At 64.3% G+C, this 21,205-nt stretch carries 17 protein-coding genes; 1 reads left to right on the forward strand and 16 read right to left on the reverse strand.

The features are described from left to right. Positions 1 to 2 precede the first annotated feature (2 nt). The 3 genes from fbaA to ACZY0Q_RS14515 all read right to left on the reverse strand — a co-directional run bounded on the left by fbaA (position 3) and on the right by ACZY0Q_RS14515 (position 2,935). Entirely contained in the window at positions 3 to 1,022 is a 1,020-nt protein-coding gene (gene fbaA, locus ACZY0Q_RS14505) for a class II fructose-bisphosphate aldolase (protein WP_463917878.1), read from the reverse strand. Positions 1,023 to 1,179: 157 nt separating this feature from the next. Beyond that, entirely contained in the window at positions 1,180 to 1,854 is a 675-nt protein-coding gene (locus ACZY0Q_RS14510) for a TrmH family RNA methyltransferase (RefSeq protein WP_463917880.1), read from the reverse strand. A 19-nt stretch (positions 1,855 to 1,873) separates the two neighbouring features. Further along, a complete protein-coding gene (locus ACZY0Q_RS14515) occupies positions 1,874 to 2,935 on the reverse strand; it encodes a hypothetical protein (protein WP_463917881.1) in 1,062 nt (353 codons plus the stop codon). A 196-nt stretch (positions 2,936 to 3,131) separates the two neighbouring features. Between ACZY0Q_RS14515 and ACZY0Q_RS14520 the strand changes: the two genes are divergently transcribed. Next, positions 3,132 to 3,962 (forward strand): HAD-IIA family hydrolase, encoded by an 831-nt coding sequence (locus tag ACZY0Q_RS14520; RefSeq protein WP_201762321.1) that lies wholly within the window; start codon positions 3,132 to 3,134, stop codon positions 3,960 to 3,962. A gap of 11 nt (positions 3,963 to 3,973) precedes the next feature. On the opposite strand, the gene ACZY0Q_RS14525 is transcribed toward ACZY0Q_RS14520, so the two are convergent. The 13 genes from ACZY0Q_RS14525 to ACZY0Q_RS14585 all read right to left on the reverse strand — a co-directional run bounded on the left by ACZY0Q_RS14525 (position 3,974) and on the right by ACZY0Q_RS14585 (position 21,084). Further along, positions 3,974 to 5,014, reverse strand: coding sequence for an alpha/beta fold hydrolase (locus tag ACZY0Q_RS14525; protein ID WP_463917883.1), 1,041 nt, complete (start codon positions 5,012 to 5,014; stop codon positions 3,974 to 3,976). 100 nt (positions 5,015 to 5,114) lie between these two features. Next, on the reverse strand, positions 5,115 to 5,696 hold the full coding sequence (gene pyrE / locus ACZY0Q_RS14530) for an orotate phosphoribosyltransferase (RefSeq protein ID WP_463917885.1): 582 nt from the start codon (positions 5,694 to 5,696) through the stop codon (positions 5,115 to 5,117). Between the two features lie 126 nt (positions 5,697 to 5,822). Beyond that, positions 5,823 to 8,111 carry a gluconokinase, GntK/IdnK-type gene (locus tag ACZY0Q_RS14535; RefSeq protein WP_463918657.1) on the reverse strand — a complete coding sequence of 763 codons (2,289 nt, stop codon included), beginning with the start codon at positions 8,109 to 8,111 and terminating at the stop codon, positions 5,823 to 5,825. A 56-nt stretch (positions 8,112 to 8,167) separates the two neighbouring features. Beyond that, a complete protein-coding gene (gene manD, locus ACZY0Q_RS14540) occupies positions 8,168 to 9,397 on the reverse strand; it encodes a D-mannonate dehydratase ManD (protein ID WP_463917886.1) in 1,230 nt (409 codons plus the stop codon). 45 nt (positions 9,398 to 9,442) lie between these two features. After that, positions 9,443 to 10,873, reverse strand: a complete 1,431-nt coding sequence (gene uidB, locus ACZY0Q_RS14545; RefSeq protein ID WP_463917888.1) for a glucuronide transporter — start codon at positions 10,871 to 10,873, stop codon at positions 9,443 to 9,445. A 295-nt stretch (positions 10,874 to 11,168) separates the two neighbouring features. Beyond that, positions 11,169 to 12,596, reverse strand: a complete 1,428-nt coding sequence (locus ACZY0Q_RS14550; protein ID WP_463917890.1) for a mannitol dehydrogenase family protein — start codon at positions 12,594 to 12,596, stop codon at positions 11,169 to 11,171. After that, positions 12,593 to 13,999, reverse strand: a complete 1,407-nt coding sequence (gene uxaC / locus ACZY0Q_RS14555) for a glucuronate isomerase (protein ID WP_463917891.1) — start codon at positions 13,997 to 13,999, stop codon at positions 12,593 to 12,595. Before uxaC ends, ACZY0Q_RS14550 begins: the two co-directional genes overlap by 4 nt. Before the next feature lie 81 nt (positions 14,000 to 14,080). Continuing rightward, a complete protein-coding gene (locus ACZY0Q_RS14560) occupies positions 14,081 to 15,142 on the reverse strand; it encodes a LacI family DNA-binding transcriptional regulator (protein ID WP_463917893.1) in 1,062 nt (353 codons plus the stop codon). Between the two features lie 106 nt (positions 15,143 to 15,248). Next, on the reverse strand, positions 15,249 to 16,415 hold the full coding sequence (locus ACZY0Q_RS14565; protein ID WP_463917895.1) for a Gfo/Idh/MocA family protein: 1,167 nt from the start codon (positions 16,413 to 16,415) through the stop codon (positions 15,249 to 15,251). Positions 16,416 to 16,462: 47 nt separating this feature from the next. After that, positions 16,463 to 17,323 carry a sugar phosphate isomerase/epimerase family protein gene (locus tag ACZY0Q_RS14570; RefSeq protein ID WP_463917896.1) on the reverse strand — a complete coding sequence of 287 codons (861 nt, stop codon included), beginning with the start codon at positions 17,321 to 17,323 and terminating at the stop codon, positions 16,463 to 16,465. A 46-nt stretch (positions 17,324 to 17,369) separates the two neighbouring features. Then, a complete protein-coding gene (locus tag ACZY0Q_RS14575; RefSeq protein WP_463917898.1) occupies positions 17,370 to 18,275 on the reverse strand; it encodes an ATP-binding cassette domain-containing protein in 906 nt (301 codons plus the stop codon). Further along, complete coding sequence (locus ACZY0Q_RS14580) at positions 18,272 to 20,146, reverse strand: dipeptide/oligopeptide/nickel ABC transporter permease/ATP-binding protein (protein ID WP_463917900.1); 1,875 nt, start codon at positions 20,144 to 20,146, stop codon at positions 18,272 to 18,274. The genes ACZY0Q_RS14575 and ACZY0Q_RS14580 overlap by 4 nt, the downstream gene beginning before the upstream one ends. Next, positions 20,143 to 21,084: an ABC transporter permease gene (locus ACZY0Q_RS14585; protein ID WP_463917902.1), complete on the reverse strand. Its 942-nt coding sequence runs from the start codon at positions 21,082 to 21,084 to the stop codon at positions 20,143 to 20,145. Before ACZY0Q_RS14585 ends, ACZY0Q_RS14580 begins: the two co-directional genes overlap by 4 nt. Between the last annotated feature and the right edge of the window lie 121 nt (positions 21,085 to 21,205).

Raw genomic sequence — 21,205 nt, forward strand, 5'->3', positions numbered from 1 at the left:
TCCTAGAAGGTCTTTCCGGCGGAGCCGAGCTGCTTAGTTGCCTCGACAACTCGGGCGGACAGGCCTGCCTCGGCGGAGGCACCCCAGACGCGCGGGTCGTAGAGCTTCTTGTTGCCCACTTCGCCGTCAACTTTCAGCACGCCGTCGTAGTTCTTGAACATGTGGTCCACCACGGGACGCGTGTACGCGTACTGGGTGTCGGTGTCGATGTTCATCTTGATCACGCCGTAGGAGACGGCGTCGGCGATTTCCTGGTCGGAGGAACCGGAGCCGCCGTGGAACACGAGGTCGAACGGGCTGTTCTTGCCAAGTTTGGCTCCCACCTGGGCCTGGATGTCCTTGAGAATCTCCGGGCGCAGCTTCACGCCGCCGGGCTTGTACACACCGTGCACGTTGCCGAAGGTCAGGGCCGTGATGTAGCGGCCGTTCTCGCCGGCGCCGAGGGCTTCAATGGTGGCCAGGGCGTCCTCGACCGTGGTGTACAGCTTGTCGTTGATGGCGTTTTCCACGCCGTCTTCCTCGCCGCCCACGATGCCGATTTCAACTTCGAGGATCATCTTCGCGGCGGCGGTGCGTTCCAGCAGTTCGCGCGCGGTGCTGAGGTTCTCGTTGAGTGGCTCGTGCGAGCCGTCCCACATGTGCGAGTTGAAGATCGGGTTGCGGCCGGCCTTAACCTCGGCCTCGGACGCGGCCAGCAACGGCAGGACAAAACCGTCCAGCTTGTCCTTGGGGCAGTGGTCGGTGTGGAGCGCGATGTTGACGTTGTGGTTCTTCGCCACCTCGCGGGCAAAAGCGGCGAAGCCGAGCGAACCGGCAACCATGTCCTTGACCGACGCGCCGGACCAGTACGCTGCGCCACCGGTGGAAACCTGGATGATGCCATCGGACTCAGCCTCGGCGAACCCGCGGATGGCTGCGTTCAGGGTCTGTGACGAGGTCACGTTGACCGCCGGGAACGCAAAGCCTCCGGCCTTGGCGCGGTCGATCATCTCGGAGTAGATCTCTGGGGTTGCAATGGGCATGGTGACTCCTATGCTGAGTTTTCGTCTGTGGGTTGTGACCCTGGAGAGTAGACCTCTTACGGCTAGCCACCATCCTAGCCATTTCTGTGCAGGGGCCGTGTTTCGGGTCACGCGAGCCGGTAACAGTTACGCTCACACGCCGCGAAGTGGCGCGGGGTCAGACGGGCTGGCTGAAGACGTGCCGGCGGATCCAGGCGTGCATGGCGATCGCGGCGGCGGACGCGGCGTTGATGGAGCGGGTGGAGCCGAACTGCTCGATGGACAGGGTTGCCAGGGCCGCGTCGTGGACCTCCGGCGTCAGCCCGGGCCCTTCCTGGCCGAACACCAGCACGCAGTCCTTGGGCAGTTCATACGTCTCCAGGGGCACGGAGTCCGGGAAGATGTCGATCCCGATGATCGCGAGTCCCTCCCCCTGGGCCCAGGCCACAAAGTCTTCCACGGTGGGGTGGTGGCGGACGTGCTGGTAGCGGTCGGTGACCATGGCGCCGCGTCTGTTCCACCGGCGTCGTCCGATGATGTGGACTTCCTTGGCGAGGAACGCGTTGGCGGTGCGCACCACCGTGCCGATGTTCATATCGTGCTGCCAGTTTTCGATGGCGATGTGGAAGTTGTGCCGCTTGGAATCGAGGTCCGCCACGATCGCGTCGTGCTTCCAGTAGCGGTACTGGTCCACCACGTTGCGGCGGTCCCCGTCCGCCAGCAGTTCGTGGTCCCAGTGGTCACCTTCGGGCAGTTCGCCGTTCCAGGGCCCGACGCCGACCTCCGGCTTTGGTGCGTATTCCTCCTCAGGCGGCGGAACGGGCAGCGGCGGAGTTTGAGGGTGGTCAGTCACCCTTCAACTCTAGCCCGCGTCAGCCTTGAAGCTTCCAGCGGTTGGCGCGGTACGAGTTGGCGAGCTGCTCCATTACCTCAGGGTTTTCGTCCCAGTACGTCGAGTGGCCGCTGACGCCCACCATCTGCGGCGTGCCCCACGGCGTAACACTGAAAAGGTTCACTGCCTGGATGGTCTCGCCGCGGGCGTTGAGGCACGTAAAGCCGATCACTACGGCCACCGTCCGGCGAAACTCGCGGGTCTCGGGTTGTGTTGTTTCGAAATTGCTGGTGCATTTGTGGCCTACGAGGTGCTGCGGCAGTTCGGCCGCGGGCATCGCGGTGAACTTGGCCTCGATCTCCTTGATGGCGGCCTGTACCTTCGCCGGCTCCTTGCCGTACTTGCCCTCTTCCGCCTCGGCGAAGAAGGCGTAGGCCACGGCGATGCCGTCCCCGTCCCGTTCCTCGGTGCCCTGCGCTTTTTGCTGCATGGGTGCACCGGTGGTCGGGTCGGTGGTTATCCCGAAAGTGTCGTCGCCCGTCCAGGATGCGAGGTACTGGAAGGACGACTCTCCCGTGACAAACCGGCTGAAGAGCGGATCGCCCTCGGCCGGAATATTCGCCGGCCCCTGCAGATCTGCCCAGCCCGGCGGCAGCGGGAAGGCTCCGGCCGGCACATCATCCGCGGTGGCACCGTCCGACGGCGCCGCCGATTCTTCCGGAGCAGCGCTTTCCTCCGTTGCACTGGACGTTGCCCCGGGAGACGGAGAGTCCCCGGCCTGCGGCTTGGCAAAGGTGGGTATCACCCAGGCGAACACTGCCACGAGGGCGACAATCACAACGGCGGCAATAATGCCGAGAACGATGAAAAGGTGCTTATTGCTGTGCGGGGGCTGCGGCGCTCGGGTGTATTGCTGGCCCGGGTGCTGCTGCAGAGGCAGCGGGTTGCCCTCTGAGTCCCTGGGCGGTGGCGGTGGCGTGCCGTAATTGTTGCTCATGGCGGTCCCTTTCAGGTGCTGGCAGGCATCCTGCGGTTCGCGCTCGGTGCCCGGTGATTTTCCGACGTCGGGGACCAGCCGGCGCATGCCGACATCAACAACCACCGCGGCTATCCCCCGATCCGCAGCCGATGGGCACTCTCGTGCCGGTTACGAGCCTAGCCGACCTGCAGGGCCACCAAAGCCCCCGGTCCGGCCGTCATTTCCCCGGTTTCGAGTGTCGCCAGGCAAGAAGCGAGTGTTTCCGGGCAGGAAGAATGAAAGACTGGATCAGGAATAGGCACATCTCACGGAGGTAAACGTGGCAGAAGCAGACCAGGTACAGGGTTCACCGGCGGTTTACCGCAACGGCCAGGAGATCGAATGCTGGCTGACAGACATGGACGGCGTGCTGGTCCACGAAAACCATGCCGTCCCGGGGGCCGCGGAATTGATCCAGCGCTGGGTGGACACGTCCAAGCGGTTCCTGGTGCTGACGAACAACTCAATCTTCACGCCCCGCGACCTCGCCGCCCGGCTGCGTGCCTCCGGGCTGGAGATCCCCGAGGAAAACATCTGGACGTCTGCACTGGCCACGGCCCACTTCCTGAAGGACCAGGTGCGGGGTTCCGGCTCCGGGAACCGGGCCTATACGATCGGCGAGGCAGGGCTGACGACGGCGCTGCATGAGGCCGGCTTCATCCTCACCGACCAGGACCCGGACTTCGTGGTGCTCGGCGAAACCCGAACGTACTCCTTTGAGGCCATCACCATGGCCATCCGACTGATCCTGGCCGGGGCCCGCTTTATCGCCACCAACCCGGACGCCACCGGACCGTCCAAGGACGGACCCATGCCCGCGACCGGAGCCATCGCCGCGCTCATCACGAAGGCCACCGGCCGCGAACCGTACATTGTGGGCAAGCCGAATCCCATGATGTTCCGGTCCGCCATGAACCAGATCGATGCGCACTCCGAGACCACCGCCATGATCGGGGACCGGATGGACACCGACATCATTGCCGGCATGGAGGCAGGCCTGCACACGGTCCTGGTCCTCACCGGCATCACACAGCGCGAAGACATCGCCGCCTACCCGTTCCGGCCCAACCAGGTGCTGAACTCCGTGGCCGATCTGAAGAACCAGATCTAGGGGAACCCTAGCTAGAAGACCGTCACCTTAGAGCCGCCGCGGGGCAGCGGGAAAAAGTCGTCCATCAGCCGCTCCACGATGGGCCGGTAGATGAGCGGGTTCCAGCCCGGGCTCGCGTGCGCCGGCAGGGCACCGTCCGTTTGCAGGTCCGTCGAGACCATGTGCGGGTGGAACGCTGCCGACCACGCGTCCTTGGCCGTCTGGTATCGGACGGTGCGGTCCTTCGGGTTGCCGACGTACGCCATCCGCGTGTCGCCGAGCTTGTCCACAAACCGGTTTCCGTCGAAGTGGTAGATGTAGGCCGACTCGGACTGGATGAGCACACTGGACGGGGCGATCGGGGACAGCTGCTCCATGGTCTGGTCAAGGATCTGCCGCCAGGTCCGCTCGTCCTTGTGGATGACGCGTTCCCCCAGTTCGTAGCTGCCGCGGACCACGGAAGGGACCCGGAAGCCGTTCTCGTACAGGAAGACGACGCCGTCGAACCAACTGTCGTCCAGCACGTCGCTCCGGCTGTACGGGCTGGAGTCCAGCAGGATGAATTCGACCTCCACACCGTGGATTTCCCGGAGCCGCGCGGCCACCTGGGTGGCCACCATGCCGCCGAAGCTGTGGCCGTAGAAGAAGAGTTTGGTGAGCTTTTTCGCCCGGACGTGTTCGATGACGGCGATCACCACCTCATCGATGTCCAGCCCCTGGTTGGAATAGCCGACGGCGGCGAGCTGGCCGCGCTTGTTCAGCGCACCGCGCATCGCGTTCAGGATCCAGAGCGCCTCTTCCCAGCTGGTCTTGTAACCGGGGAAGAGGAACCAGCTGGCGTTCGGGTAGTAGGCGTCGGCGAAGTCGTCCGCGACTGGCAGGATCCTGTTGACCCGCCGCTCCGCCTGGACGCGGCGCGTGACCAGCATGTCCGCTGCCAGCAGTGCCGAGGCTCCCGTGCCGGCCAGGAACCCGCGGCGCGAAAACCGCTTGAGTGCGGCGGCGTTGGCCAGCAGCCGGGCATGATGAGCACCAGGCTGTTCCTGCGGTTCTGCTTCCTCCCTGTACGGCACACCTCTACCGTAGCCACAGCGGAAGCCACCGCTGCAAACCCGGGGCCGGGGAGCGTTGCACGGGGGCCGCTGCCATTCCCGCCCGGAGGGGCCGAACCTGCTAGGAGAGGCCCAGCTCGTCCTTGCCGAAAGCGAACAGGTAGGGCACGCCGGTCTCGGCTTCGATTCTTTCCTTGGAGCCGGTGTCCCGGTCCACAATGACGGCCACGGCAACCACGTTGCCGCCGGCCTTCCGGACACCCTCAACAGCGGTGAGGGCGGAGCCTCCTGTGGTGGACGTATCCTCCAGCACCAGAACGTTGCGGCCCTCAACCGACGGGCCCTCAACCTGGCGGCCCATGCCGTAGGACTTCTGGGCCTTGCGGACCACAAACGCATCCACGGTGCGGCCGGCATCCACGGCGGCGTGCATAACGGCGGTGCCCACGGGGTCAGCACCCATCGTTAGGCCACCGGCGCACGCAAAGTCGATCCCGGCGTCGTCCGTCAGTGCCAGCATGACCTGGCCCACCAGCTTGGAGGCTTCATGGTGCAGGGTGATGCGGCGCAGGTCGATGTAGTAGTCGGCCTCGGCACCGCTGGAGAGGATCACCTTGCCGTGGACCACGGCAAGTTCCTTGATCAGTTCCAGCAGGCGGGCACGGGCAGCAGTGTTGGAAGCAGCATCAGGGGTGGCAGTCATGGTCTCCAGTTTACTGGAGGCCTCGACGCGGAAATGGCCTTGTGACGCAGAAACGGGATGGCGCTACGCGTATCCGCGTAGCGCCATTCCACCTGCGAGTCGTCAGTCTGAACCGCAGCAAAAACCCTAGAGCCGGGTGTCGAAGGAATCGCAGAAGACGTTCTCGTTGAACGTCCCCTGGAACTCGGACTCGCCCATGATCTTCCCGATGGTGGCCCGAATGGCCTCCACAGTTCCCGCATGGGCGTGGATGGCGGTCTTGACCATCGGCACGTCGATGAGGTGGTTGGGCTGGTTCAGCGACACAAACACCGTGGGAACCTCGGTGACGTACCACGGGATTTCCGCGGCCATCGGGGTGGACCATTTGATCCGGATGGCAGCTTCCTGTGCGAAGCCCTTGACGTTGGCGAAGACGAACGCGGCGTCATACTTCTCCGCGTAGTCGCCGGTGGCTTCCTCGGAGATGACCGACATAAAGTTCACACCGGTCTCCCCTGCCGCTTCGCGCTGGTCCGCCGTGCGGAACAGGTGCACCTCGAAACCGGCGTTCTCCAGCTCGTCCTTGACTGTGTCCAGGTACGCCAGCGGGTCCGCCCGGGTGAAGTCCGAGCCGCCGGAAATGCCGTACAGGCGGATCCGCTTGTGCGTTTCCGGCCGGATGGGCAGGTTGTTGGCGGTGTCCTTGACCAATGTGACGGTCTTGTCTGCAATCTCGGCCGCGATTGCCCGGTGGGCGTCGCTGCCGATCTTTGCCAAGGCTTCCACCGGAGGAACCAGTTCGTTGCGTGCCTTCAGGTGCAGCCCCAGCGAGGCTTTGAGGGCCAGAATGCGGCGCAGGGCGTCATGCAGTCGCTGCTCAGTAATAACGCCGGATTTGTAGCCGTCCAGCATGTACTGGAAGTCTTCGTCGGCGTTGCGGAAGAACAGGAACATGTCGCACCCCGCGGCAATGGTCGCAGGAACCAGATCCTTGCGCTTCATGGCCTGGGTGAGCCCGATCATCTGCGAAGCGTCCGTGAGGATGAGCCCGTTGAAGCCGAGTTCGCCGCGCAGCAGGTCCTGGAGCAGTTCCGGTGCCAGGGTGGCGGGACGGATGTCCTTGTCCGCCAGGCCCGGGCGGAAGTGCCGGGAAAGCTCCGGCGCGCCGATGTGCCCGATCATGATGGACTGCACGCCGTGCCCGATCATTTCGCGGTAAACGTGCCCATAGGTCCGGTTCCACTCGTCGTAGCCGAGCGTGTTGTAGGACGTGACCACATGCTGGTCGCGCTCGTCCATGCCGTCGCCCGGGAAGTGCTTCATGGCACAGGCGGTGGGCGATTCACTGATGCCGTCGAAGTATTCCTTGGCCCGTTCCACCACAATCTCCGGCGTGTTGCCGAAGGCCCGGGTGGAGATGACCGTGTTCCGCCAGTTGTAGTGGATGTCCACGATCGGGGCGAAGGCCCAGTTGCAGCCGAGGGCCGCGGTTTCAACGCCGGCTACCTGCCCCATCTGGCGTGCGATGGACTTGTCCGGGTGCGAACCTGCCTGCAGGTGCGTGGAGACAAAAGTGCCGTCATCGCAGCTGCCTGCGCCACCCATTTCCGGGTTGGAAGCCACCAGCAGCGGCACCTTGGACTTCGACTGCGCGTGCCGGATGTGTTCCTGCACGGCAGCGGACGGGCCCGGCCGGTAACGCATGCCGCCCACGTGGAAGTTCTCCAGCACACCATCGAGGTACTCCGGGGAGTAGTCGTTGTTGTGGTTGATGAACAGCTGCCCGATCTTCTCCTCAAGCGTCATCGATTCCAGGATGGTGTTCACCCAGGTGATCGCTGCGTCGTCGAGGTTGAACGGCGCGGCCTGGAGGTCGACGTCGAACTGGCGCAGTGCGGTGCCCACCGCACCAGCGTTGGCAGTTCCGTCACCGGCGGTGGAGCTTCCAACGGCGGCAGTCACCGCAGCTGCGATGCCCGCCAACGCGTCGGCCACGACCTGGTCCACCGGCGCGGCGATGTCCACAACAATGCCTGCCTCATCAGCCTCCAGTGCTTCGAGGGTGGCCAGCTGGGATTCCAGCAGCGCGGGCGGCATGAAATGCCCGGAGCGGCCTTCAGTCCGCGCCCTAAGAACCTCTTTGCTGCCGTGCAGGTGCAGGAACACCGTGTCCGGCGCCTGGGCGCGGATGGCGTCGCGGTAACTGCGCCGAAGAGCCGAGCAGGCCAGCACCAGGCCGCCCTTGGCAGCTGCCAGTTCAGAGCCCACCGTGGCGAGCCACGGCCAGCGGTCCTCGTCGGTCAACGGAGTGCCAGCTGCCATCTTGGCGACGTTCTCCACCGGGTGGAGGGAATCGCCGTCGAGGAACTCGACGCCCAGATCGCGGGCCACAAGGTCACCGATGGTGGTCTTGCCGCAGCCGGAGACACCCATCACGATGACGCGGGGACCGGTATTTTCTCCGGCTGGGGAGGAAGATGCAGCGGCGGTCACCAGTCGTGCACCGTTCCGTCTACCAGGCGGTTGTACGGCAGGTAAGCCTGCTGGTACGGGTACGCCGCTGCGGCTTCCTCGTTGAATTCGACGCCGATGCCGGGCTTGTCGCCGGGGTGCAGGTAGCCGTCCTTGAAGGTCATGGACTGCTCGAAGACCTCGTTGGTCTTGTCCGAATGCTGCATGTATTCCTGGATGCCGTAGTTGTGGATGGCCAGGCCCACGTGCAGCTGCGCCGCGAAGCCCACGGGGGAAATGTCCGTGGGGCCGTGGAAGCCGGACTTGATCTGGTACTGGGCGGCGAAGTCCATGACCTTCTTCAGCGGGGAGATGCCGCCGAAGTGGGTGGAGGCTGCGCGCACGTAGTCGATCAGCTGTTCCTTGATCAGCGTCTGGTAGTCCCACACGGTGTTGAAGATTTCACCGATGGCCAGCGGGGTGGTGGTGTGCTGGCGGACCAGGCGCAGGCCCTCCTGGTTTTCGGCCGGGGTGCAGTCCTCGAGCCAGAAGAGGTCGTACGGTTCCAGGGCCTTGCCGAGCTTGGCGGCCTGGATGGGCGTCATGCGGTGGTGGCCGTCGTGCAGCAGCGGGATTTCCGGGCCGAACTCGTTGCGCACGGCTTCAAAGACGGTGGGCAGGTGGCGCAGGTAGGCGCGGGTGTCCCAGTCCTCTTCCTGCGGGAACGCGCCGCGGCCGGCGGGCTCGTAGTCGTAGCGTTCGCCCGAGGCCTGGGCCTGCGCGGCCACGCCGTAGACTGCCTTGATGCCGGGGACAGCGGTCTGGATGCGGATGGACTTGTAGCCGAGTTCCAGGTGCTCACGGACCGAGTCGAACAGCGAGTCGAGGTCGGCGCCGGACGCGTGGCCGTAAGCGCGCAGGCCATTGCGTGACGCACCGCCCAGGAGCTGGTACACCGGCATGTTCGCCATCTTGCCCTTGATGTCCCACAGGGCCATGTCGACGGCGGCGATTGCCGCCATGGTGACCGGCCCGCGGCGCCAGTAGGAGCTGCGGTACAGGAACTGCCAGGTGTCCTCGATCCTGTGCGGATCCTTGCCGATCAGCAGCTGGGCCACGTGCTCTTTGAGGTACGCGGCAACAGCCAGTTCGCGGCCATTCAGCGTGGCGTCACCGATGCCGGTGACCCCGTCGTCCGTAGTGATGCGCAGGGTCACGAAGTTACGTGACGGGCTTGTCACGAAGACTTCAGCGGCAATGATTTTCACGGCAGATCCTTTCGGGGACTTCTGGTCAGATGATGGTGCTGGAAGTTAGTGGCCGGCAGTTGTGCCGGCACCAACCGGCGTCCCGGCGTCGGCGGTGGTGCCGGTGGCAGCGGCGGTGGCGTCAGCGGCTTCGCCGGCGTCCACAGTCTTGGTCCGGCGTTCCTGGATTTCCCTGAGGATCTCCGCGTGCTTGGCATCGGTCAGGGTGTACTTGGACATTACTAATACGGCAAGGATAGTCAGCACGGCAGGGATCGCGCCCGCCGCAATCTGAATGCCGAACAGGGCGTCCGCGGTCTGGGCCGCGCCGGACTTGTAGCCGCCCAGTGCCAGGGCGTATGCCGCCAGGGCGCCGCCCACAGCCTGGCCGGACTTGCGGGTAAAGGAGAACAGGGCGTAGGTGATTCCTTCGGTGCGGATACCGGTCCGCCATTCGCCGTACTCCACCGTGTCGGCTTCCAGGGCCCACACCACGATGTTGACGGCGAGGACACCCACCAGGCTGATCACGAGGCCGGTAAAGCCGAGCCAGACCTGCCCGGCCGGGGCGAAGAAGATCATTGCGCCGCCGAGGACAGTGACCAGCGAAGAGTAAATGTAGACGCTCTTTTTGCCGACGTTACGGACCAGTTTGGGCATAAAGGCAGCCAGGAAGAAGGTGAGCGCCAGCTGGATGATGGACAGTACCGGGTACAGGTCCAGGCGGCCCAGGACGTCGCGCAGGTAGTACAGCTGCACGGAGGTCAGGGCGAGGTAGCCGGAGAGGAAGAAGAAGGAGCTCAGGCACAGCATCAGGAGGGGTTTGTTGCCCTTAAGCGTGTCCACGCTCTGCTTGAAGGTCACCTTGGGGACGTCGCGGTGCACGCGTTCCTTGGCGGTCAACGCGGTGAAGAAATACAGCGCCGCTCCGATGACCACAAAAACCAGGGTGATGGTGGTGAACATCGACTGGAGGTCGGCGCCGGGCTTGATCAGTGGTGCAACGAAGATACCCAGCGACGAGCCCACCAGGAGGCCACCCACCATGCGGGCCGAGCCCAGCTTGGCGCGCTCCCCCGGATCCTGCGTCATGGCGCCGGCCAGAGAGCCGTACGGAATGTTCACGAGGCTGTAAGCAAGGCCAAAGGCAGCGTAGGTGACGTACGCGTACAGCAGTGTGCCGGATTCACCCAGCTGCGGGACGGAGAACGTTGCCACACTCAGCAGGAGCAGCGGGATGGAGCCGAACATGATGAAGGGACGGAACTTGCCGAAGCGCTTGCTGTAGGTCCGGTCAACCATCCGGCCGGCGAACACATCAGCGAAAGCGTCAAAGAGCCGAACCACAAGCAGCAGGGTTCCGGCGGCCGCTGCGGAGATGCCGGCAACGTCCGTGTAATACACCAGCAGGAACATGGTGGCGGTGGTGAACGCGAGGTTGTTGGCTGCATCGCCGGCGCCATAGCCGATGATGCTGAGCTTGTTTAGCTTTTTCATGAATTGGGCTCCTTTACCCTTGCCGCCGTGTAGGCCAGCGAAAATTTATTGAAATGCTATGAAGCAGTAAGTCTTTGGTGCCGCCGGATTCCGCAGAATCCGCATCCGGCGGGCGTACCGCCGCGTGTTTCCCGTAGCTCTAACCCTAGTCACTTGGCAATAAAATGGCAAGCGGTTGCCATAAATTTCTGTTGAACCTTCATGAAACTGCACGTCGCTGAAAAGCACTGCCCGGCCCAGGAGCCTGGACCGGGCAGTGCTTTTCTTGAAGCAGAAGCGCCGTCGGGCGTGATGCTTAGGCGTCCGCCGAGAATGTGCCGAGCAGGCCGGAAACGAGCTCGACGACGGCATCGTCCCCTGCAATGGCAGGATCCACCAGCGCCAGGACAGCCCGCACGCGCTCCGCGCCTGCCAGCTTGTTGGCCGCGGACACCTCAGTTGCCAGCGGATCGTGGAACTCCTCGGCCGCGGCGCTGAAATCAATCCAGGCAGCGATCATCAGCGCCGCCGCGGCACCGGACCTGCCCTGGGCCCGTTCGGCCAGGAGGACGGGCACTGCGCGCATGCGCAGCTTGGTGCTACCGTCCATGGCGATCTGGGCCAGGTGGTGGGCAATGCGCGCGTTGCCGAAGCGGGCCAGCAGAGCAGCGCGGTACGCGGGGATCTGCAGGTCCGCACCATCGGCCGCGGCGCCGGAGAGATTCGCTTCGGCCTCATCCCAGAAGTTTTCGACGGCGGTCAGGCACTGCGGGTCCGCGAGGGCCTGCGCCACCGTGGTGTGTCCGCGGAGCTGGCCGGCGTAGGCCAGCAGGGAATGGGCGCCGTTCAGAAGCCACAGCTTGCGGTTCTCGTAGGGTTCGATATGGTCAACGAAGACCGCGCCGGCCTCCTCCCAGCGGGGCCGTCCGGCGGGGAAGTCGCCGCTGAGCACCCAGTTGGTGAAAGGCTCAGCCACTACCGGCGAGTTGTCGCGGTACCCGCAGGCGGCCTCGACGGCCGCGATGTCCGCTTCCGTGGTGCGCGGCGTGATGCGGTCCACGGACGTGCTGACAAAGCTGACGTTTTCCTCGACCCAGGCAGCGAGTCCCCCATCCCAGGCCTGCGCCAGGCCCGCCACGGCATTGCGGGCCACCGTGCCGTTATTGGCGAGGTTGTCGCAGCAGACAACGGCGAGCGGCCCGGTTCCGGCTGTGCGGCGCGCGGCGAGGGCGTAGACGAGGCGGCCCAGCGGCGTGGACGGGTTTCCGCTTCCTGAAGCCAGCAGCGCAAGGTCGCTGGCGACGTCGGACGCTGTAGTGTCCAGCTGTCCGTCGGCACCTATCCGGTACGCCGCTTCGGTGACCGTCAGGGTGACCATGGCGGTGGCAGGCGCCGAAACGAGCTCTGCGAGCCGCTGCACGTCCGCACCGTCTACCGCCTCGACGATGCTGCCGACGACGGCGAACGAGTCGCCGCTGTCAGCCCGCTCCACGAGCGTAAAGAGGCCGTCCTGCTCGGCAAGAGCCAGGGCAGCGTCCGGGCGGCGGCCGGTGAAAGCGGCAATGCCCCAGTCCGCGGCGTCGCTGGCCTGGCCTGTGTACCAGGCCTGGTGCGAGCGGTGGAAGGCACCGAGTCCCAGGTGGACGATCCGCACCGGCGGCTTGGCGGAAGCGTGGACGGTCCGGTTCAGCTGCGGAAGGGATTCCGCGGCCTTGCCTGTGGCGTCGGCCTGTTCGATGCTCACAGTTTGAAAACCCTTCGCGGGGAGGAGTCGACGGTGTCCACGATGATTTCGTGGGCACGGTCTTCACTGACACGGTGCTCGGCCACGAGGCGGGCCAGGAAGGAGGCCTCGATCCGGCGGGACGCATCGTGGCGGGCGGGGATGGAGCAGAAGGCCCTGGTGTCGTCGATGAAGCCGGAGGAGCGGGAGAAACCGGCCGTTTCGGTCACTGCGGAGCGGAACCGCAGCATGGCGTCCGGGGCGTCCAGGAACCACCAGGGTGCGCCGAGGTAAACGGATGGGTAGAAGCCGGCCAGCGGTGCGAGCTCGCGGGAAAACACGGTCTCATCCAGGGTGAACAGCACCAGGTGGAAGTCCTTGGCCGTGCCGAAGTCCTGCAGCAGCGGCCGGATGGCCTCGGTGTAGTTGGTGGCGAACGGGATGTCGTGGCCGGTGTCCGCGCCGAAGGCCTCGAACGTGGGTGTGTGGTGGTTCCGGAACGAACCCGGGTGGATCGTCATGACCAGGCCGTCCTCCACCGACATACGGCCCATCTGGTACATCATGTGGGCTTCAAAGGTGTTGCGATCCTCCGCCGTGGCCTTGCCGGCTCGGGCGAGTTCGAAGATGCGCTCGGCTTCGGCGCGGTCCAGCTTGAGCGTCGCCGGGGTGGCTACACCGTGGTCTGCCGAGACTGCGCCGTGCTCCACGAAGTGGCGGCGGCGGTTTTCCAGGGCGGTGATGTAGCCCGCGTAGCCGGTGGCACCGTCAGCGGCGGTTTCAATCAGGCGGTCAACGTTGGCGCTCCAGGTGGGGTGCGCAATGTTCAGGTAGGCGTCCGGGCGGAACGTGGGCAGGACGCGGCCGTTGAAGCTGGCGTCCTCGGCGATGGCCTTGTGGCTGGCGAGGTTGTCCAGGGGATCGTCCGTGGTGGCCAGGACCTCAATGTTGAAGTCCTTGAAGAGCTGGCGGGGACGAAAACCGGGCTCCACGAGCTTGGCGGCGATGGCGTCATAGCTGGCATCAGCGGACATCTCGCCCAGGTCTGCGCCCAGGTTGAAGACACTGTCGAACTGATTGCGCAGCCAGTAGCCGGAGGCCGTGCCCTCGAAGAGCGGCCAGGCATCCACGAAGGTGCGCCAGATTTCGCGCGACCCGGACGCGTCGGGCCCGCCGGCCCGCAGCTTGTCCAGGGAGGCGCCGTTGGCATGGATCAGGCGCGTGACGTAGTGGTCCGGGCTGACGAGCAGCGCTGCCGGGTCAGGGAACGGCGTGTTGTGCTCGATGACGGCGGCGTCAACGTGGCCATGCGGGGAGATGATGGGGAGGTCCTGTACGCGCGCCAGGAGGTCCCGCGCAATGCTCCGCGTTCCTGGGTCGGCGGGCAGGAGCCTGTCTGGGTTGGCAGCAATCGACTGTGACATAGATCAATAATCTGCCTGGCGCCTTGTTTTGTCAACCGGTTGCCATAAATTGCCAAGTGCTGGAATCGGCCCGTCCAAGGCTCACTTCGCGGGCAGGATCCTACCGCTGGACCCGCGAAGCACCAGCTCAGTCTCCACACTCAAAGTGCCGGCCTGTTCCCCGCTTCCGTGAAGAAAGTCCAGCAGGCGCTTGGCGGCTGCCTCGCCGCACTCCCCCAGCGGCGAACGCACGGTGGTGAGCGGTGGCGTGGTGAAATCCGCGCCGAAAATGTCGTCAAAGCCGATGATGCTGATGTGGTCCGGCACCACCACGCCGGCAGCCTGGAGCTCCTGCATGAGCCCGATGGCCAGCAGGTCGTTGTATGTCAGGACCGCGGTGGCGCCGCTGGCGCGGACATCACGCGCAGTCTTCCGGCCGCCGTCGACCGTTGGTTTGGTGGATTCGAGCCGCACTGCCTCGAGCTGGGACCAGTCGCAGGCTGCCTGCACACCCTCCCACCGGCGTTCGGACATCCAGGATTCCGGCGGGCCCGCCACATAGGCAACCTTCGTGTGGCCGTTGGCGGCCAGGCTGCGGACCGCCTCGCTGATCCCCTTGTTGACGTCCGGGACCACGCACGGCACGCCCTCCACTTCGCGGTTGATGACCACCACGGGTTTGTCCTGGGCAAGGGCGCGGATGTTGTCATCATCCATGCGCGGGCTCGCCAGAATAAGGCCGTCCACTGTGGCCATAAGCCGCCGGGCGGCAGTCAGTTCAGTTGCGGAGGACTCCGCCGACTCGGCGAGCACCAGCGTGTAGTCCCGGCTGGTTGCGGTGGTCTCGGCGCCGCGGATGATGTCAAAGAACGTCGGGTTGGTAATGTCCGCGACGATGAGGCCGAACGTGTTGGTCTTGCCCGTGGGAAGGGCGCGCGCAAACGGATTCACCTGGTAGTTCAGCTCCGCGGCCGCGTCCTCGATGAGTTTCTGTGTTTTGGAGCTGACCCTGCCCGGCTTGCTGAGCGCCCGGGACACCGTGGACGCGTTGACGCCGGCCATCTTGGCGATGTCGTAGATGGTGGCGTTGGATTTGCCGTCGCGGCGGTGCTTTTTGACCGAACCAGCTGAGGGGGCGGTGTCCGGCGTTTGGGGTTCAGTCACCGCCCCATCCTAACGATGAAAGCACATCAGCAGGTCGCAGCTGTGGCCGTTTTGATGGTCCAAAACGGCCACAGCTGCTGCTCAGCTCCCCTGCTCACCCGGGAGGTTATGTGCGCTGCGCGAACTTGCCCTCTTCGGCGATGCGCTTGTTGAGCTCGGCGAGGAACTCGTTCTCGTCGAAGTCCAGTCCAACTTCCTTGCCGGTCCAGGCGGAGAGGTGGATGGCGTTGGCCAGGCGGACACCGTTGATGCCGTCCGAGCCCGGCGCCAGCAGCGGCGTGCCGTCCAGGATGTTGGCGGCGAAGTTCTCCAGGACACCGGCGTGCTGCCCACCCCAGACGGACTCGAACTCGATGACCTCGGTGGTGTAGTACTGCTCCGGGTTCAGCTCGCCCATAAACAGCTTGCGGACATCGTTCATGTCCATGCCGTTACTGAGCTCACGTTCAGGCTTGTGCAGGCGTGTGACCGTGGCGGTCTTGCTGCCTTCGACGACGATCTTGCCCTGGTCCCCCAGGATCTCGAAACGGTCGGTCCCGATCAGATCGTGCGTGGCGGTGACAAATACACCGGTAACGCCGTCGCCGTAGTCAACCACCGCGGTAACTTCATCTTCGACGGCGATGTCGCGGCGGAAGCCGAAGGCAACCTTGGAGTAGACGGACTTCGGCACGCCACAGATCCATTGCCACAGGTCCAGCTGGTGCGGCGCCTGGTTGACCAGGACACCGCCGCCTTCGCCGCCCCACGTCGCGCGCCACTCGCTGGAGTTGTAGTAACCCTGCGGACGCCACCAGTTGGTGATGATCCAGTTGCTGCGGCGGATCGCACCGATTTCGCCGTTTTCCACAATCTCTTTGAGCTTCTTGTACAGCGGGTTGTTGCGCTGGTTGAACATAATGCCGAAGGAGAGTTCCGGCTTGGAGGCAGCGAACTCGTTCAGTTCCTTGACCTGCTTGGTGTAGACGCCGGCCGGCTTCTCCACCAGCGCGTGGATGTTGCGTTTGAGGGTCTCGATGCCCATTTCGGGGTGCAGGAAGTGCGGCACGCAGGTCACGACGGCGTCAACGTCACCGCTTTCCAGCATGGCGATGTAGTCGTCGTAGAAGGGGGCGTCCGGGTACGTTGCCGAGGCAAGTTCCTTCTTGGCCGGATCGGTGTCGCAGATAGCCCCGATCACCATGTTGGGGACCATGCCGTCGGTGATGAACTTGGCGTAAGCGCCGCCCTGCTGGCCCAGGCCGATGATGCCGAGGCGTACTTTCTTGCTCACAGTAATTTCCTTTTTCGTTGGTTGAGCTTGTGTCGAAGTGGGTCCGGTTAGAAAAGCTCGGACTGCCCCAGTGCAACCAGGTTGTCGTAGGAGGTCTGCAGCGCTTCCCAAACCGTGCGGCCGTAGAGTTCGTCCTGCTCCACCAGAAGGTACTGGGCGCCGGCGGCCTGCGCGGCCGGGATGATGGAGGCGAAGTCCAGGTTGCCTTCGCCCACTTCGGCGAACTGGACAACGTTCTTGAACTCCGTCATGAATCCAACGAAATCCCCCGAATCCAGCAGCCCCATGGCCGACTCCGGCATTTGGCCGATCCGGTAGTCCTTGAGGTGCACCATGGCAGTGCGGCCCGCGTACTTTTCCAGCGTTCGAACCGGGTCCAGGCCGCCGCGCTGGACCCAGTGCACGTCGATTTCCATGCCCATGGCCGGGGAGTTCTCGGCGATGATGTCCAGCATGTACTTGCCGTCGAACTTCGCGAACTCGATGTGGTGGTTGTGGTAGTAGAGGCCCAAGCCCTGCTCGTGCAGACGCTCGGCGTACTCGTTGGCCTTCTTCGCGAAGTCAATCACCGCGCCGATGGACGTCATTGCCTCGAAGGGCAGCATACCGATCCGCAGCAGCTTCGAGTCCAGGCGCTTGGCGTCATCGACAATCTTGTCAAAGTGCTCCGCCAGGGAATCGCCGGGCCGGCCCTTGGGGGCCTCCATGGCCACGGACAGGGCCGCGATGTCCATGCCCAGCTCGCTGCGAGAGCGGTCCAGTTCGGCGACGTTTTCCGGTGTCATCGGAATCTGGGAGATTTCGACGGCGTTGTAGCCGATGTCGCTGACCTTGCGGAGCGTTTCGAACGCCCCGATTTCGGTGAAGCTGTCCTTGAGCATCATTGCCTGTACGCCAATTTTGGCCACGTTATTCCTCCTGTTGTATCTGTTCATTGGTTCTGGTTGCAGCCCTCTAGGCGAGGGAAGCGGCCTGTTCGTTCTGCTGCCGCTGGACGTCAAGCAGCCGGTGACGGTCGGAACGGCGCTTCTCCTGGCGGTCCGGATCCGGCACCGGGGAAGCGAGCAGCAACCGCTGCGTGTAGGGGTGCTCGGGGTTGCGCGTGACGATCTCCGCCGGCCCCTGCTCCACGATTTCGCCACGGTACATCACGGCAACACGGTGGCTGATGTGGCGGACCACGTCAAGGTCGTGGGAGACAAACAGATAGGAGACGCCGGTGTCCTTCTGGATCTGCAGGAAGAGATCCAGGACACGAGCCTGGGTGGACAGGTCCAATGCGCTGACCGGCTCATCACAGACGATGAGCTTGGGAGACAGCGCCAGGGCGCGGGCAATCGCCACGCGCTGACGCTGGCCGCCGCTGAACTCGCGCGGAAGCCGGTGGATGGCGTCCGACGGGAGGCCAACCTGGTCCAGGAGCTCCTTCACGCGCTTCTTTGCTGCTGCCTGCTCCATGCCCTGCACGCCCAGCGGTTCAGCCAGGATGGCCCCGATTTCCAGGGCCGGGTTCAGGGATGTGTAGGGATCCTGGAAGACCACCTGCATGTCACGGCTGAGGACACGGCGCTGCTTCCGGGAGGCATGGCTGATGTCCTGGCCTTCGAAAGTGATCCTGCCGCCGCTTACGGGCGCGAGTCCCAGGACTGCGCGGCCCAGGGTGGTCTTGCCCGATCCGGACTCTCCCACAAGACCGAGGGTCTCGCCCTGGCCGATGCTGATGTTGATGTCCGTCAGTGCCCGGAATTTCCGTGCACGGAACCCTTTGCCGGGGTACTCGACCACCAGGTTTTCCACCCGAAGGAGTTCTTCGCGTGCCGGCGCTGATTCCGCGGCGCTGAAGGCTGCAGTTTCGGTCACAGTAGGTTCTCCTTCGCAATTGACGATGCAGTTGATGACGAAGCAGCTGCAACCAGCATGGTCATCGGCTCTTTGCCTTCCAGCATCGAAGCCAACAAAGTCTGCGTATAGCGTTCCTTGGGTTCGCGCAGGATCTCCCGTACGGGGCCTTCCTCAACAAGCCGCCCGTTCTGCATCACCACAACGCGGTCGCAGAGGTCAGCCACAACGCCGAAGTTGTGGGTCACCAGGATGACGCCGACGCCGAGCCGGCGCTGGAGGTCGCGGATGAGGTCCAACACATCGGCCTGCACAGTGACGTCCAGTGCCGTGGTGGGCTCATCGGCAATGATGAGGTCCGGTTCGCAGCTGATGGCGCCGGCGATGAGCACACGCTGGGCCATGCCACCGGAGACCTCGTGGGGGTAGGCCTTGAAGGTCCGTTCGGGGTGGACGATGCCGACGTCCGCGAGCAGCTTCATGGCCCGCTGGGTGGCTTCAGCCTTGGAAATGCCCAGGACGCGCACCATGGGAGTGACCAGCTGATAGCCGATGGTGAAGGCGGGATCCAGGTTGCTCATGGGCTCCTGCGGGATGTAGGAGATCCGCTTGCCACGGAGCTTGGAGAGCCGGTCCTGGTTCACCTTGTCCTCACCCGGTGCCACGGTGTAGTTGCCATCGAACTGGATGGCACCGGCAACAATCCGCGCAGTGTCGGGCAACAGGCCGAGGGTCGAGAATGCCGTCTGGGACTTGCCGGAGCCGGATTCGCCCACGATGCCAAGGATCTCGCCACGGTCAACATGGAACGAGACGTCGTCGACCACTTTCTTGACCGATCCATCGGACTGGGGATAGCCGACGCCGAGGTTGGTCACCTTGACCAGGTGATGTTCTGTCCCGGCTTCGACGGCGGCGACGGTCCTGCGTGCTGCCTTGGCGGCGCTGGCTGAGGCAGCGTCTTCGGCCTCATGTACTTTCTTCCTGCTGTGCTTGACCTTCTCCTGGTCTTCCAAAGCATCGCGGATGGCGTTCCCCAGGAGCACCAGCGCACCGATGGTGAGCGCCATGGCAAATGCCGGCCAGAAGAGCAGGCTGGGCGTGAGGTAGACGTTTTTGAATCCCTCGCTGAGCATCACGCCCCAGGATGCCTTGGCCGGATCACCCAAGCCGAGGAACTCAAGGCCTGACTGGATGGCGATTGCAACGCCCGCGATGGCTGCCGTCTGGATAATGATCGGCGCTCGCACCACCGAGAAGATGTGGCGGGTGATGATGCTGAGGTCAGACAGGCCTGATACCCGCGCTGCGTCGACATAGAGTTCGTTGCGGACTGACTGCACTGCTGAACGGGTTAGGCGGAAATAGGACGGGCTGATGAGGACGCCGAAGGCAATCATGGCTATCCAGACCGACGGCCCGAAGGACGAGCGGATGGTCAGCAGGACGATGAGGCCCGGGAGGCTCATGAGGATCCCGACTATCCAGTTGGAGACGGCCTCGAATTTGCCGCCGTAGTACCCGGCAATCAGGCCTGCGGGCAGGCCAATCGCGATGGCGACGGCGGCACATAGCAGTGCGGAAAGAAGCGTCAGCTGGGCACCGTAGAGAAGCCGGCTCCAGACGTCGCGTCCCGAGCTGTCGGTCCCCAGGATGTTGACCGAGTCCGGGGCTGCGAGTGTCTTGGAGATATTGGCGAAGTTCTCCTCGAACGGCGCCAGGACACCGGCGAACGCGGCCAGGAGACCCATGGCCACCAGGATGACCATCGATAGAATGCCAAGGGGGTTCTTGAACAGGCGCTTGAGCGCTGTGGACCGGACAACGGTTCCGGTCTGGCCGGAGGTACCAGGAAGGGGCGTCAGGGCTGAGGTTTCGACGGACTCGGTCACGAGGCACGCACCTTCGGGTTGAGCCAGCCGTTGAGCAGGTCAACGATGAGGTTGACCACAATGACAACGGCGACGGTGTACATAACGATGCCCATTACCACGGGCTGGTCGCTCTGGCTGGTGGCGGCCACGGCGAGGGGGCCCATGCCGGGAAGGGCAAAGATCGTCTCGATGATGACCACGCCGCCGAGCATGCCGATCAGCTGCAGGCTCAGGACTGTCAGGCCTGCCGGGGCGGCGCTCCGCAGGACGTGCTTGAAAAGGATTTCCCGCTCCTGGATCCCGCGGCTGCGGAGAGTCCGCACGTAGTCGCGTTCCAACTGCTTGATCACGGCGCTGCGGATCTGCTGCGCACCGCCGGTCACGCCGTTGATCAGGAGTGCTATGACGGGCAAGGTCAGCGAGAGCACCCAGGCCTCTGCTCCTGCACCGGGGAAAATGGTGCTGGTGGCAGGGAACAGGCCCATCTGGATGGCCAGGATGGTGACCAGGATGATGCCGATGACAAAGCCGGGAATAGAGTCGCCGATAATGGCGCCAATCTGGACCACCCGGTCCACCCAGCCACGCTTCACTGCTGCGGCAACACCGATGACGGTGGCGATGATGGCAATCAGGATCATGGCCGCGAACACCATGGTCATGGTGACGGGGATCCGCGTGGAAAGCGCGGCGGCCACGGGTTCGGAAGTGAACCAGGAGCTCCCCAGGTCACCCTGCAGCGCATTGATGACCCAGTCGAAATAGCGGGTGAGAATGGGCTGGTCCAGCCCGAGCTCTGCCTGCTTCAGCGCCACCTGCTCCGGGGTGGCTTGGTCGCCGACGATGTTCCGGGCGACGCTGCCGCTGGAGAGGTAGAGCAGGAAGAACGTCAGGGCCGAAACAACGAACAGGACCACTAGTTCGTTGCCGAGGCGTTTAAGGATGAATCTGATCATGGCTGGCTCCGTTGAACTGACATGGTTTGACTGCCTGGTCCGGCAGCCCGGGCCGGCAGCCCGCCACCGTGGTGGTCGGGCTGCCGGACCTGCGCCGGTTTATGGTGCTGGCTGACCCGAG

Source organism: Pseudarthrobacter lactosi (genome assembly GCF_055412785.1).

Coding starts and splice junctions, on each gene's coding strand:
- fbaA (WP_463917878.1), bottom strand. CDS start 1,022: ATGCCCATTGCAACCCCAGAGATCTACTCCGAGATGATCGACCGCGCC.
- pyrE (WP_463917885.1), bottom strand. CDS start 5,696: ATGACTGCCACCCCTGATGCTGCTTCCAACACTGCTGCCCGTGCCCGC.
- ACZY0Q_RS14535 (WP_463918657.1), bottom strand. CDS start 8,111: ATGGGTGTCTCCGGCTGCGGCAAGACCACCATCGGTGACCTTGTGGCC.
- uidB (WP_463917888.1), bottom strand. CDS start 10,873: ATGAAAAAGCTAAACAAGCTCAGCATCATCGGCTATGGCGCCGGCGAT.
- uxaC (WP_463917891.1), bottom strand. CDS start 13,999: ATGTCACAGTCGATTGCTGCCAACCCAGACAGGCTCCTGCCCGCCGAC.
- ACZY0Q_RS14585 (WP_463917902.1), bottom strand. CDS start 21,084: ATGATCAGATTCATCCTTAAACGCCTCGGCAACGAACTAGTGGTCCTG.